Source organism: Agrobacterium sp. K11, assembly GCF_059429395.1.
This window is the reverse complement of sequence record NZ_JCAHRB010000003.1, coordinates 895,990-910,185: the sequence shown is the minus strand read 5'-3', so window position 1 is coordinate 910,185 and position 14,196 is coordinate 895,990. Positions and strand designations below refer to the sequence as shown.

Sequence of the window (14,196 nt, the reverse complement as noted above, 5' to 3'; positions counted from 1 at the left end):
GCTCGTCAGGCTCATAACCTGAAGGCCGCAGGTTCAAATCCTGCCCCCGCAACCATCTTCACAAAAACCCCGTAGCTTAAGCTGCGGGGTTTTCCTTTTGCGAAATACCTCAAATAACATCCAAACCTATATAAGTTCGCATCGTTCACAATTGGCGCTCTTTTTTCTGCGACTCATTCAGCCTTTCTGCGTTGCGATAGCCCCTGATTTGACCATGATGCGTAAACCGTCCAGCTCATAAGAAAGCCAACGTGACCGCCGATCCCTTGCAGATTCTCAAGACCGTCTATGGCTACGATACGTTTCGTGGACAGCAGGCCGAAATCATCCGGCATGTGATGGCAGGCAACAATGCATTTGTATTGATGCCAACAGGGGGCGGGAAGTCGCTTTGTTACCAGATTCCGGCGCTCGCCCGTCAGGGAATGGGGCTGGTTGTTTCGCCCCTGATCGCGCTGATGGTCGATCAGGTCGCCGCCTTGCGTCAGGCAGGTGTGCGCGCAGAAGCTCTCAACTCCGATCTTTCCCCAGAAGAGCGGCGGGCACTCTGGCAGGATATGCGGGCTGGCAAGGTCGATATTCTCTATGCTGCGCCGGAGACCCTTCTTAAGCCGGATGTTCTGAATGCGCTTCAACCTATCAGCCTGTCGCTGATCGCGATCGACGAAGCCCATTGTCTATCGCAGTGGGGGCACGATTTCCGTCCCCCGTACCGCCAGCTAGACACGTTGATCGAGCGCTTTCCGGATACGCCACGCATGGCGCTGACGGCGACTGCGGACGAGCCAACCCGCGCCGAAATTCTGGGTCATCTCGGGATCAACGGAAGCGACGCCTTCATAGCCGGATTCGATCGGCCAAATATCCGCTATGCGATCATGGAAAAGGATAATCCACGTACACAGCTGAAGCGCTTCCTGACGGGTCGCGAGGACGAAAGCGGCATCGTCTATTGCCTTTCCAAACGCAAGGTCGATGAGACGGCAGCCTGGCTGCGCGAGGAGGGGCGTGATGCGCTGCCCTATCACGCCGGCATGGACAAGGCCGCCCGCGAGGCGAACCAGACCCACTTCCAGCATGGTGAAGCGGTCATCATGGTTGCAACCGTGGCTTTCGGTATGGGCATCGACAAACCGGATGTGCGCTTCGTCGTGCATATCGATCTGCCCAGCAGCATCGAAGCCTATTATCAGGAAACCGGCCGTGCCGGCCGTGATGGTCTGCCGTCCGACGTGCTTATGCTTTACGGTTATGAAGACATCGCATTGCGCAACCGCTTTATCGAAGAGTCGGATGCGGGCGACCAGCGCAAAAACATGGAGCGCCGGAAGCTCGATGCGTTGCTTGGCCTCGCGGAAACCGCCGGTTGCCGTCGGCGGGTGCTTTTGTCTTATTTCGGCGACCATTGCGAGCCCTGCGGCAATTGCGACACCTGTGCGGAACCGCCGGACCTGTTTGATGGTGCCATTGCCGCGCAAAAGTTGCTGTCCTGCATTTACCGCACGGGAGAACGTTTCGGCCAGGCCTATGTCATCCGCGTATTGCTGGGCATGGAAGATGAACGGATATCGAGCTTTGGTCACGATCGGATCACGACCTACGGCATCGGCAAAGAGCACGACAATCGCACCTGGCGGGCCATCCTGCGCCAGATGGTTGCGCTGCGCCTGATCGAGGTTGATCTGGCCGGTCACGGGGGATTGTCCATTTCCGAAGAAGGGAGGCGGTTCCTGCGCGAAAAGCCGTCCCTGATGTTGAGGATACCGTCCGCTCCCCGTTCGGCGCGACAACAGGCGACTCGCAAGCCCGCCGCCACTGTTTTACCGGAGGCCGATCGCAGCCTCTTTGAGGCGCTGCGTGCGAAGCGCATGGAAATTGCCCGCGCACAGAACGTTCCGCCCTATGTGATTTTTCACGACAAGACACTCATTGAGCTTGCGGCAGCAAGACCGGCTTCTGTGGGAGAAATGGCGCGGATACCCGGAGTGGGAGACACAAAGCTGGAACGATACGGCCCTGCTTTTCTGGCGGCTATCATGGAACATGCCGCCAGCGAGTGACCATTTGAATCCGGCAAAGAGTCCCGCCAGGAAATTTCGGCAGGGCCTGAAACCTCAACCTGTCGTGTCCTTGAACAGAACATTCTGGTCGATGAGATAACGGGAAAACAGGGGCAGGCTCGCTCCCCCGATAGCCCGGGCCTGGCTGCCGACTGCTCCCTCAATGATTTCCGGCAGCGTAACACCCTGAAGATCGTGATGTTTGAGGGCAAGACGGGTGGCGGAGACTATTCTTGCTCTGACCCAATCCGGAAAACCGCCGTCGATGATGACGCTGGAAAAATCGATGATGGAGGCTGCAGCGATGACGGCTTGCGCAAGGGCCGCGGCCGTTTTTCCAATCCAGTTTTCCAGCGGCTCTCCGAAATCGATCCATTCATCCGGCGAGAACCACAGGGGACGTGGATCGATGCCGCGTTCGCGCAACATGTTTTCCAGAACGAAGATGGAGGCGATTTTCAGAAGCTGGACCGTGTTGCCGTCCTGCCCCTGGACCGGCAAGGGGCCGATTGCACCGGCGGTGCCCGTCTTTCCGGAAAACAGTGCGGAGTTTAAAACGACACCGCCACCGATGAAGGATCCGATGAAGATATAGAGAAAATCGGGGTAGTTCTGGCCTGCACCAAAAACCAGTTCTGCACCGCAGGCACTGGTCGCATCGTTCTGCAGGAAAACCGGATAGCTGACGCCATCCGCAATTTCGGAACGGATATCGACGTCGCGCCAGCGCTCCATCTCATTCTGCGGCGCGCCCACCTCCTGCGCCCAGTTCCACAATTCGAACGGCGCGGCAATGCCGACACCGGCAATTTTTTGCCGTTCGGCCGGAGAGAGCTTGGATTCGAGTTCCGTGATACCCTCGATGACGAATGGCAAAATCCATTCCGGCATAGGATAGGGGTAAGTTCTGCGGAGCTTCAGCTTGATCCGGCCGACGAAATCCATCAGCACCAGATCGACGCTGCGACGGCCGATTTTTACGCCAAACGAGAAGACGGCATCGGGATTGAGGCGCATCGGCGTCGAAGGCTGCCCGACTTTGCCGCGCAGTCTTTCGCCACGAATAAGAAGACCGTCACTTTCGAGCGAGCGCATGATGACCGAGACAGTCTGCGCCGAGAGACCGCAAAGCCTGGATATTTCGGCTTTCGACAAGCCGCCGTGGCGGCGAACCAGCGACAGCACAAGCCGCTCGTTATAAGCACGCACCCCAATCTGGTTGGCGCCGCCGCTCATATCCATGTTGGTGGACGGCGCGGGCGGCGCCGTCTCGACAGATTGTCTCATAGTTTCATCCTCCCGCCCGCCATATCCGCCGCGACCGATACATGCAGGCTTTATGGCAATCTTGCTATCGCAACGTTAAACGACGCGGCGATATTCCTCCCTGCCGCTTGTTAGAATGCCATACGGAATTAATAATTCAATCGGATTTATTTATTGACAGCCGTTTCCTTTGGTGGTTCCATCTGTGTCAACGGTCGCTGTTCTCGGAGGAGACGAGATCGTCGGGTAACCGTCACGGTACTCAAACATTCAATGGGAGGATTACAATGAAGACGACTGTTTCCGCTCTTCTGGGCGCGCTTGCGCTCGGCGTTTCTTTCGCGTCCGTCGCGTCCGCCGCCGATACTTCGGTTTGTCTTATTACCAAAACCGACACCAATCCCTTTTTCGTCAAGATGAAGGAAGGCGCTACCGCCAAGGCTAAAGAACTTGGCGTGACGCTGAAGTCCTATGCCGGCAAGATCGATGGCGATTCCGAAAGCCAGGTGGCCGCGATCGAGACATGCATTGCCGATGGCTCCAAGGGTATCCTGATTACCGCATCGGACACCAAGGGCATCGTTCCGGCCGTGCAGAAGGCGCGCGATGCCGGTCTTCTGGTCATCGCCCTCGATACACCTCTCGAACCCGTTGATGCCGCTGACTCCACTTTCGCTACCGACAATCTTCTGGCCGGCGAGCTGATCGGCAAATGGGCTGCCGGCACCCTCGGCGACAAGGCCAAGGACGCGAAAATCGCCTTCCTCAACCTCACGCCTTCCCAGCCAACCGTTGATGTTTTGCGCAACCAGGGCTTCATGAAGGGCTTCGGCATCGACGTGAAGGACATCAACAAGATTGGTGATGAAGACGACAAGCGTATCGTTGGTCATGATGTTACCAACGGTAACGAAGAAGGCGGCCGCTCTGCGATGGAAAATCTGCTGCAGAAGGATCCGACCATCAACGTCGTTCACACCATCAACGAACCTGCAGCTGCCGGTGCTTACGAAGCGCTGAAAGCCGTCGGACGCGAAAAGGATGTTCTGATCGTTTCCGTCGATGGCGGTTGCCCTGGTGTCAAGAACGTTGCGGAAGGCGTGATCGGCGCGACGTCTCAGCAATACCCGCTGCTGATGGCGGCACTCGGCGTGGAAGCCGTCAAGAAGTTTGCCGACACCGGTGAAAAGCCGAAGCCGACGGCAGGCAAGAACTTCTTCGACACCGGCGTAACGCTGGTAACCGACAAGCCGGTCAAGGGTCTCGATTCGATCGACACCAAGGAAGGCCTGAAGAAGTGCTGGGGCTGATACTACACCGTTGAAATCGGCGGGGGGCAATTTGCCCCCGCCCTTGAACCGGAATGGTTAAAAAGAACGATCTGGGTGATCGGACAGGAACAAACGAGCGCGCCCGGCGTCCGTGGACGTAACTGAGGCACGCTTCTCAACAGTTTGAATCTACGCATTGTCCCCTCTGGAAAATAATCCCGGGTTCGGGGCTGATGCGATGGAGCGATCGGGAGGAAAATCCATGAGCGATCAGCCAGTGCGGGCTCAACCGCATAATGAATTTGAAAAAGCGCTGTCGGGAAGTTCGACCCAGGTCGCTGCTTTCGATACGCACAACAAGAGTTTGCTTGAAAAATTCCAGCACTTTCTGCATTCCAGCCCGGCGGCCGTACCGCTGATCGTTCTGGTGTTGTCGCTGGCTGTCTTCGGCATGACCCTGGGCGGCAAGTTTTTCTCGGCCTTTTCGCTGACCCTTATCCTTCAGCAGGTGGCAATCGTCGGCATCGTCGGCGCGGCACAGTCGCTGGTCATTCTGACTGCGGGTATCGATCTTTCGGTCGGTGCGATCATGGTCCTGTCCTCCGTCGTCATGGGACAGTTTACGTTCCGCTATGGTTTGCCTGCCGAACTCTCGATTATCTGCGGTCTCGCAGTCGGCGCATTTTGTGGCTTTATCAATGGCGTGCTGGTTTCGCGCATGCGGCTGCCGCCCTTCATCGTTACACTGGGCATGTGGCAGATCGTGTTGGCCACCAATTTCCTCTATTCGGCCAACGAAACGATCCGCTCACAGGATATCGTCCAACAGGCGCCCATTCTCCAGTTTTTCGGCAACAATATCCGCATCGGCAGCGCCGTCTTCACCTATGGCGTCATTGCGATGGTTCTGCTGGTTGCCCTGCTCTGGTATGTGCTGAACCGCACCGCCTGGGGTCGACATCTCTATGCAGTGGGTGATGATCCTGACGCAGCCGAACTTGCCGGCGTTAACGTCAAGCGCATGCTGACGACCGTCTACACACTTTCCGGGCTTATCTGCGCCTTCGCGGGCTGGGCTCTCATCGGCCGCATCGGCTCGGTATCGCCGACCGCCGGTCAGTTCGCCAACATCGAATCCATCACCGCAGTGGTCATCGGCGGCATATCGCTGTTTGGCGGACGCGGCTCGATCATGGGCATGATCTTCGGCGCGCTGATCGTCGGTGTCTTCTCTCTCGGCCTGCGACTTATCGGAACAGACCCACAATGGACCTATCTGTTGATCGGCGTCCTTATCATCTTGGCTGTCGCAATCGACCAGTGGATCAGAAAGGTAGCAGGCTGATGGCAAAAGAACCTATCCTCACAGCACGCAATCTCGTTAAACGCTACGGTCGTGTGACTGCGCTCGACAATGCCGATTTTGACCTTTATCCGGGCGAAATCCTCGCCGTCATCGGTGATAACGGTGCTGGAAAATCCTCTCTCATCAAGGCGATTTCCGGTGCGGTGACACCTGATGAAGGGGAGATCAGGCTGGAAGGCAAGCCGGTACAGTTCCGCTCGCCGATCGAGGCGCGCAAGGCTGGTATCGAAACCGTTTATCAGAACCTTGCGCTGTCTCCCGCATTGTCCATAGCCGACAATATGTTTCTCGGCCGTGAAATCCGCAAACCCGGTATTCAGGGAAGCCTGTTCAGGGCACTGGACCGTCCGGCGATGGAAAAGTTTGCCCGTGAGAAACTCTCTGAACTCGGCCTGATGACGATCCAGAACATCAATCAGGCGGTGGAAACCCTCTCCGGCGGCCAGCGCCAGGGTGTTGCGGTGGCGCGTGCAGCCGCCTTCGGCTCCAAGGTCGTCATCCTTGACGAACCGACGGCGGCGCTCGGCGTCAAGGAAAGCCGCCGCGTTCTCGAGCTTATTCTGGATGTGCGCGCGCGAGGGCTACCGATCGTTCTCATCTCGCACAACATGCCGCATGTTTTCGAGGTTGCTGACCGGATTCATATTCATCGGCTGGGCAAGCGTTTGTGCGTCATCAATCCGAAGGACTATACCATGTCCGACGCCGTCGCCTTCATGACGGGCGCCAAGGAAGCGCCAAAGGAAACGCTGGCCGCATGACGTTGAAGCTTGAAACGATCGTCGAAGACGTTCTTCGGCGGGCAGAGGATAAATCTCGTTTTATCATTGCCATTGCCGGTCCCCCTGGGGCCGGCAAATCCACGCTGGCGGATGCCCTGTGCGGTGCCCTCGTGGCGCGCGGCGAGGCTGCGGCTGTCCTGCCCATGGACGGCTTCCATATGGATAACGGTATTCTCGAAGAACGGGGGCTCTTGCCGCGAAAAGGCGCACCGGAGACCTTCGACGTGCGCGGCTTTCTTGATATCGTCTCCGCAGTTCGTCAGGGCGGGCAGGAAGTTCTTGTCCCGGTTTTTGACCGCTCCCGCGAAATAGCCATTGCCTCCGCTCGCGCCATGGCGCCAGAAACACGCTTCATCCTTGCCGAAGGCAACTATCTGCTGTTGAACGAGGCGCCGTGGACGAAGCTTTCCGGCAGCTTCGATCTTACCGTCTTCGTAGGCCCATCCGTTGCGGTGCTCGAGGAACGCTTGCGGGATAGATGGCAGGGCTATGGTCTCGATGCGACCGAGATTCACGCCAAACTGTTCGAAAATGATCTTCCCAACGGAAAGCGGGTGATTGAGAACTCCCGCCCCGCCGATATTCGCATCGATATCTGGGAATAACCCGCCGCTTCCGTCCGTAGGCGGCATCGAGCATTCACCGTTAAGCCTTTGTTGACCATGTGTTGAATCTTTTTGATCCACAGGGTGGGGCTTTCGCATGTCTAATTATTGACGAAAAAAATTCCTCATATACTATATGTGGTGTTCAAGGTTCTTTCGATTCGCAAGCGTCGGGAGCTAAGACGGGAATTCGGTGCGCAACACCATTATGGTGAAGCAATGCCGAAACTGCCCCCGCAACTGTAAGCGGTGAGCGTCGTTCCGATTTGAGCCACTGGCGCTAAAAGCTCCGGGAAGGTGGGAATGGATGTTTTGACCCGCAAGTCAGGAGACCTGCCTTGAGCGAAAACGTCCACCGGCGGGGTGTCCGGAAGGAAGGTGTATGACGCAAATGAATTGCGTGCGCCCTTTTCTGCCCCCTCCAGAACAAGCTTCGGGGTGAAGTCATGCCAGTGCATTTTTATAAGTTTCTACGCTCGTCGGCGTAGACAGCGATCTTGCGCCGACTGAGCCGCGCGCCTCGCCAGAATGACAGAACCATCGCCACCCGCTTGCGATTGCAGGCGGGCAATGTTGAGCCGTGCGTAAAAGCGGCTTCGAAAGAGGAAACAATGACCGTCACCGTTTACAGCAAACCCGCCTGCGTCCAGTGCACTGCCACCTATCGTGCGCTTGACCGCATCGGTGTCAGCTACGAGATCGTCGATATCTCCGAAGATGCGGATGCCCTCGATCGCGTTCGCGGCCTTGGTTACATGCAGGTTCCCGTGGTCGTTGCCGGCGAGCGCCATTGGGCGGGTTTCCGTCCGGACATGATTGGCTCGATCAGCTGAGGAGGCGATGCGATGGGGCTGATCGTCTATTATTCCAGCCGGTCTGAGAACACTCATCGCTTCCTTCAGAAACTGGGGCGACGATTGCTTCGCCTGCCGCTCGGCGCCGAGGAAGACGTTCCTCACGTGTCGGAGCCCTATGTTCTCGTCACCCCCACCTATGGGGGCGGCGGCATGAAAGGAGCGGTACCGAAACCGGTTATCCGGTTTTTGAACGAGCCCTCAAACCGAAATCTCATTCGCGGCGTCATCGCGGCGGGAAATACGAATTTTGGCGCAGCTTTCGCATCCGCCGGAGATATCGTGTCGCGTAAATGCGCGGTGCCGTTTCTCTACCGCTTCGAGCTTCTCGGCACGGAGGAAGATGTCGCCAACGTCAATCATGGATTGGAACGATTTTGGACACGCTGACCTCGAGCGCGGTGCGCAACACGGATGCCAAACAACAAGTAACCGCCGCGCAGAAACACCTGGACGCGGGACTGGACTATCACGCGCTGAACGCGATGCTGAACCTCTACGATGAAAACGGGAAGATCCAGCTCGACAAGGACCGCCTTGCGGCACGGCAATATTTCCTTCAGCACGTCAACCAGAACACGGTGTTTTTCCATAATCTCAGGGAAAAGCTCGATTATCTCGTGACCGAGGGATATTACGAACAGGAGGTGCTGGACCAGTATTCCTTCAATTTCGTCCGTGACCTCTACGACGAGGCCTATGCCAGAAAGTTCCGTTTTCCGACATTTCTCGGCGCCTTCAAATATTATACGTCCTATACGCTGAAGACCTTCGACGGAAAGCGTTACCTGGAGCGTTATGAGGACCGCGTCTGTATGGTGGCGCTGGCTCTGGCGCGTGGCGACGAGCAGCTTGCCCGCGATCTGATGGATGAAATCATTTCCGGCCGCTTCCAGCCGGCAACCCCGACCTTTCTCAACGCGGGCAAGAAAAGCCGCGGTGAACTGGTTTCTTGTTTTCTGCTGCGTGTGGAAGACAATATGGAAAGCATCGGCCGGTCCATCAATTCAGCATTGCAGCTTTCCAAGCGTGGCGGTGGCGTAGCACTGTCCCTGACCAATATTCGCGAAGCCGGCGCGCCGATCAAACAGATCGAAAACCAGTCCTCCGGCGTCATTCCTGTCATGAAGCTGCTGGAAGATTCGTTCTCCTACGCCAACCAGCTTGGCGCGCGCCAGGGCGCTGGCGCGGTCTATCTGCATGCCCATCACCCCGACATCATGCGTTTCCTCGATACCAAGCGCGAAAACGCCGACGAAAAAATCCGGATCAAAACCCTTTCGCTCGGCGTGGTGATCCCTGATATCACCTTCGAACTCGCGAGAAACAACGAGGATATGTACCTGTTCTCGCCGTATGATGTTGAGCGGGTCTATGGCGTGCCGTTCACCGAGATTTCCGTCAGCGAAAAATATCAGGAAATGGTCGCCGACAGTCGCATCCGCAAGAAGAAGATCAAGGCACGCGAGTTCTTCCAAGTCATCGCAGAAATTCAGTTCGAAAGCGGTTATCCATATATCATGTTCGAGGATACGGTTAACCGCGCCAATCCGATCGCCGGCCGTATCAGCATGAGCAATCTCTGCTCGGAAATCCTACAGGTCAGCGAGGCGAGCGAGTTCAACGACGATCTCTCTTACAGCCATATGGGCAAGGATATTTCCTGCAATCTCGGCTCGCTCAACATTGCTTCAGCAATGGATTCGGCTGATTTCGGCAAGACGATCGAAACCTCCATCCGGGCGCTGACGGCCGTTTCGGACATGAGCCACATCTCGTCTGTCCCTTCCGTGGAAAAGGGCAATGATGCGAGCCACGCCATCGGGCTTGGTCAGATGAACCTGCATGGCTATCTGGCGCGCGAGCGCATCTTCTACGGCTCCGAAGAGGGCATCGATTTCACCAATATCTATTTCTACACGGTGACCTATCACGCCATCCGCGCCAGCAATCGCCTTGCCACTGAAAGGGGCCAGAGCTTCAAGGGCTTTGAAAACTCCAAATATGCCTCGGGCGACTACTTCGATAAATATACCGACCGGGAATGGCTGCCCGCGACGGAAAAGGTCCGCGACCTTTTTGAGAAAGCCGGCATTTCCATTCCGACACAGGAGGACTGGAAAGCGTTGAAGCAGGCCGTCATGGAGACCGGCCTCTATAACCAGAACCTTCAGGCCGTGCCGCCCACAGGCTCGATCTCCTATATCAACCACTCGACCTCCTCGATCCATCCCATCGTCTCGAAGATTGAAATTCGCAAGGAAGGCAAGATCGGCCGTGTTTATTATCCGGCTTCCTACCTTTCGAACGACAATCTCGAATATTATCAGGATGCCTACGAAATCGGTCCGGAAAAGATCATAGATACCTATGCGGCGGCCACCCAGCATGTCGATCAGGGCCTGTCGCTGACATTGTTCTTCCGCGATACGGCAACGACGCGCGATATCAACCGGGCGCAGATCTACGCCTGGAAAAAAGGCATCAAGACCATCTACTACATCCGTTTGCGCCAGATGGCGCTGGAAGGCACGCAGGTTCAGGGCTGCGTATCCTGCACGCTCTGAATTGAGGGACAAGACAATGAATATTGCCGTAAAACCCGCGTCCCGTATTCGCGCGGTCAACTGGAACCGCATCGAGGATGACAAGGATCTCGAAGTCTGGAATCGCCTGACATCGAATTTCTGGCTACCGGAAAAGGTGCCGCTCTCCAACGATATCCCGTCTTGGGGAACGCTGAAGCCGGAAGAGCAGACCCTGACGATCCGCGTCTTCACCGGGCTGACATTGCTGGACACGATCCAGAACGGCGTCGGTTCCGTGCGCCTGATGGCGGATTCGGCGACGCCGCACGAGGAGGCGGTGCTTTCCAACATCTCCTTCATGGAGGCGGTCCACGCCCGCTCCTATTCCTCGATCTTCTCGACGCTCTGCTCCACGCCTGACGTCGATGACGCCTATCGCTGGTCGGAGGAGAACGAATTCCTGCAACGCAAATCCGCGCTCATCATGCGCGAATATGATAGCGGAAATCCGTTGAAAATGAAGGTCGCCAGCGTGTTTCTGGAGAGCTTCCTGTTCTATTCCGGCTTCTACCTGCCAATGTTCTGGTCAAGTCGCGCCAAGCTTACCAACACGGCCGATTTGATCCGTCTCATCATTCGCGATGAGGCCGTGCATGGCTATTACATCGGCTACAAGTTCCAGCGCGCGCTCGAACGTCTGGGCGAAGCGGAAAAACAGGAGATCAAGGATTTCGCCTTCGATCTTTTGCTTGAGCTTTACGACAACGAAGCCAAATATACCCAAGACCTCTATGACGGCGTTGGCCTGACGGAAGACGTCAAGCAGTTCCTGCATTACAACGCCAACAAGGCCTTGATGAATCTGGGTTACGAGGCGCTGTTTCCACCCGAGGCTTGCCGGGTCAATCCTGCGATCCTCTCGGCGCTGTCTCCCAATGCCGACGAGAACCACGACTTCTTCTCCGGCTCCGGCTCTTCCTATGTCATCGGCAAGGCGGTCGCCACAGAAGACGAAGACTGGGATTTCTGAACCGGTTGTCGCCAAGAACCCGCAAAAGTTATTGCGGGTTCACGACCTGGCTCGCAAGCCGGAAGGGGCTGGATACCGTTGCCCCGATAGCATCGAACACAAAGGCACCCGCGCGGCCTATGCCGTTTTCGCCGTTGCCGTTCCGGCTCGCCTCCAGTTGTGGCACCAGCGACGCGAGTGCCGCATAGCGGTCGTGGTTGAGCGGATCCGATGCCTTGAGCTTGGAGATGTCAACGAACTGAACGCCCTCTTTCAGGGCGGCTTCCTGCACTTGAGGATCGGTCACATCCAGCGCGCCGATGCGGGTGACATCGGCCCCCAGGATGGAGGAAGCCTTCAGGGCGCGGTCGTCCTTGGAGACGAGAATGGTGAGCGGCGGATTGAGCCTTCCCACCACCTCGATCTGCTTGCGGAAAACATCGGCGTCGATATCCGGCGCGGCCAGCACTACCTGTAGTTTGGAGAGCACATCGTTCCTGCCTTCGAAGCGCAATTGTCGCAGCGCTTCCATGACCAGCCAGCCGCCCATGCTGTGACCGAACACGACAATGCTTTTTTTCGGTGTCTGCTTGGTAAGGTCGGTCAGCACCATGGCCAGCGCGTCTCGCGAATAGGTCGCTGATTCCTTGTCGGCCACGTAACCGGTGACGCTCGCCTGTGACGGCCAGGAAAAGACCAGCGGCACACCATCCATATTGGCATCGGCTGCCATTTGTGCCGCACGGAACAAGGCTTCCTGATAGCTGTAATTATAGCCATGCACGAAAAGCGCAATCTGCTTGCCGGAGCGGGTGACGTCGCCAAGATCGGAATTGAAGCGCGTTTTCGTCAGCATATCGGCTTTGGTGACGACAAAATCCTTGCTCGGGTTCGGCTTACCTTTGGACCATTCGATATTTCCGCTTTTATGGCTGGGAGGAATGGAAATGTCGAAGCGCGCATAATTCAGCTCAGCCGCCCGCCCAGCGCTAAAGCCCTTTTTGGCCTCGTTGTTTTTCTCCCGCGTGCTCGCCACATAGGCTGTCACGATTTTCGTATCGGTGGTCTTGGTGTTTATGGCCTGCAACACATCCGCCCCCGGTCTGCCCGCGCAGGATGAAAGAAGGCTGAAAGCGAGGAGGAGCGAAAAAATCAGGCGCATGGATGGGGTTACCGATAATGAGGGACCACGCATAAATAACCGGCCGCTCAAAAAGTTGCTACTGGAGACTGGATTGCGGTGTGGTGGCATTATGTTCAATGCGGACGACGCATTCCCCACCTTGCTATCCAGCTATGTTCGTTTTAGGCCGTACAGATGACGAATAAGGTGTCGCTTTTACGGCTGAAACTCACGGACTTCCGCAACTATGCGGCGGCGTCGCTTGCGCTGGATGACCGCCACGTGGTGCTGACGGGTGACAACGGTTCCGGCAAGACCAATCTCCTGGAGGCCGTTTCGTTTCTTTCGCCCGGAAGGGGCCTGCGCCGCGCCACCCTGTCCGATGTGACGCGAGTGGGGGCGGAGGCCGCCGGTTTTTCGATTTTTGCGGATGTCGACGGCATGGACGGCGAGGTCGCTATCGGAACCGGGATCGAGGGTGACGGCGAGGTAGTGTCGCGCCGCCTGAGGCTGAACGGGACATCGGTGAAGTCTGTCGATGAATTGACGGATCATCTGCGGGTGCTGTGGCTGACGCCTGCCATGGATGGGCTTTTTACCGGTTCATCCTCGGATCGCCGGCGTTTTCTCGATCGGTTAGTGCTCTCGCTCGATCCCGCGCATGGACGGCGGGCAAGCGACTTCGAAAAGGCCATGCGCGGCCGCAACCGTCTGCTTTCGGAAGGCCGTTTCGATCCGGTCTGGCTGGACGGTATCGAGAAGCAGATGGCGGAACTCGGCATTTCCATGGCGCTCGCGCGCTATGAAATGTTGGGTCTTTTGAAGAGCCTCATCGAAGGCCGTTCCGGCAATGCTGCCTTCCCCTCTGCAGCGCTGGCGCTCTCGGGTTTCATGGACGACACGCTCAACCGGCCGGCTGTCGATCTGGAAGACGAGTATAGGCTTATGCTGCGCGAAGGCCGGTATCGAGACGCGGCGGCAGGCCGCACGCTTGATGGACCGCACCGTGTCGATCTGTTCGTGCGCCATGCGGAAAAGAACATGGAGGCAGAGCGTTGCTCGACCGGAGAACAGAAGGCGCTGCTGGTGGGATTGGTGCTTGCGCATGCCCAGCTCACCGCCAATATGACCGGCCATGCGCCGGTTCTGCTGCTCGACGAAATTGCCGCGCATCTGGATGAGGGCAGGCGGGCGGCTCTGTTCGATCTCATTCACGCGCTCGGTGGTCAGAGTTTCATGACCGGAACGGATGCGGCAATGTTCTCCGCCCTTGGCAACAGGGCGCAATTCTTCAATGTTTCCCACGGGGGCATCACGGCATGACAGCGAAAA

12 protein-coding genes and 1 riboswitch are annotated in these 14,196 nt (G+C 57.0%); of the genes, 10 read left to right on the top strand and 2 right to left on the bottom strand.

Features of this window, described 5'->3' with window-relative positions; all coding sequences use genetic code 11:
- Positions 1-251: 251 nt before the first annotated feature.
- Positions 252-2,060 (top strand): DNA helicase RecQ, encoded by a 1,809-nt coding sequence (gene recQ, locus AC5SEO_RS09630; RefSeq protein ID WP_003514238.1) that lies wholly within the window; start codon positions 252-254, stop codon positions 2,058-2,060.
- A gap of 54 nt (positions 2,061-2,114) precedes the next feature.
- Here the strand turns inward: recQ and AC5SEO_RS09625 are convergent, their stop codons facing one another.
- A complete protein-coding gene (locus AC5SEO_RS09625; protein WP_003514239.1) occupies positions 2,115-3,347 on the bottom strand; it encodes an ROK family transcriptional regulator in 1,233 nt (410 codons plus the stop codon).
- Positions 3,348-3,613: 266 nt separating this feature from the next.
- On the opposite strand from AC5SEO_RS09625, the gene AC5SEO_RS09620 reads away from it, so the two are divergent.
- The 8 genes from AC5SEO_RS09620 (at position 3,614) to nrdF (ending at position 11,762) form a co-directional block, all read left to right on the top strand.
- Positions 3,614-4,636, top strand: a complete 1,023-nt coding sequence (locus AC5SEO_RS09620) for a sugar ABC transporter substrate-binding protein (RefSeq protein ID WP_003514241.1) — start codon at positions 3,614-3,616, stop codon at positions 4,634-4,636.
- Between the two features lie 223 nt (positions 4,637-4,859).
- Entirely contained in the window at positions 4,860-5,942 is a 1,083-nt protein-coding gene (locus AC5SEO_RS09615) for an ABC transporter permease (protein WP_113291290.1), read from the top strand.
- Positions 5,942-6,724: an ATP-binding cassette domain-containing protein gene (locus AC5SEO_RS09610; protein ID WP_013635211.1), complete on the top strand. Its 783-nt coding sequence runs from the start codon at positions 5,942-5,944 to the stop codon at positions 6,722-6,724. The genes AC5SEO_RS09615 and AC5SEO_RS09610 overlap by 1 nt, the downstream gene beginning before the upstream one ends.
- Positions 6,721-7,350, top strand: coding sequence for a nucleoside triphosphate hydrolase (locus tag AC5SEO_RS09605; RefSeq protein WP_113291289.1), 630 nt, complete (start codon positions 6,721-6,723; stop codon positions 7,348-7,350). Before AC5SEO_RS09610 ends, AC5SEO_RS09605 begins: the two co-directional genes overlap by 4 nt.
- Before the next feature lie 131 nt (positions 7,351-7,481).
- Positions 7,482-7,705, top strand: a riboswitch (cobalamin riboswitch).
- A 256-nt stretch (positions 7,706-7,961) separates the two neighbouring features.
- Positions 7,962-8,183 carry a glutaredoxin-like protein NrdH gene (nrdH, locus tag AC5SEO_RS09600; RefSeq protein ID WP_013635213.1) on the top strand — a complete coding sequence of 74 codons (222 nt, stop codon included), beginning with the start codon at positions 7,962-7,964 and terminating at the stop codon, positions 8,181-8,183.
- A gap of 12 nt (positions 8,184-8,195) precedes the next feature.
- Positions 8,196-8,594 carry a class Ib ribonucleoside-diphosphate reductase assembly flavoprotein NrdI gene (gene nrdI / locus AC5SEO_RS09595; RefSeq protein WP_003514252.1) on the top strand — a complete coding sequence of 133 codons (399 nt, stop codon included), beginning with the start codon at positions 8,196-8,198 and terminating at the stop codon, positions 8,592-8,594.
- On the top strand, positions 8,582-10,771 hold the full coding sequence (nrdE, locus tag AC5SEO_RS09590; protein WP_075807520.1) for a class 1b ribonucleoside-diphosphate reductase subunit alpha: 2,190 nt from the start codon (positions 8,582-8,584) through the stop codon (positions 10,769-10,771). Before nrdI ends, nrdE begins: the two co-directional genes overlap by 13 nt.
- 16 nt (positions 10,772-10,787) lie before the next feature.
- Entirely contained in the window at positions 10,788-11,762 is a 975-nt protein-coding gene (gene nrdF, locus AC5SEO_RS09585; RefSeq protein ID WP_003514262.1) for a class 1b ribonucleoside-diphosphate reductase subunit beta, read from the top strand.
- A 28-nt stretch (positions 11,763-11,790) separates the two neighbouring features.
- Here nrdF and AC5SEO_RS09580 read toward each other — a convergent pair whose 3' ends face one another.
- Positions 11,791-12,903 (bottom strand): alpha/beta hydrolase, encoded by a 1,113-nt coding sequence (locus tag AC5SEO_RS09580; protein WP_080799908.1) that lies wholly within the window; start codon positions 12,901-12,903, stop codon positions 11,791-11,793.
- A 156-nt stretch (positions 12,904-13,059) separates the two neighbouring features.
- Between AC5SEO_RS09580 and recF the strand changes: the two genes are divergently transcribed.
- Positions 13,060-14,187 carry a DNA replication/repair protein RecF gene (gene recF / locus AC5SEO_RS09575; RefSeq protein ID WP_025592007.1) on the top strand — a complete coding sequence of 376 codons (1,128 nt, stop codon included), beginning with the start codon at positions 13,060-13,062 and terminating at the stop codon, positions 14,185-14,187.
- Positions 14,188-14,196: the final 9 nt, after the last annotated feature.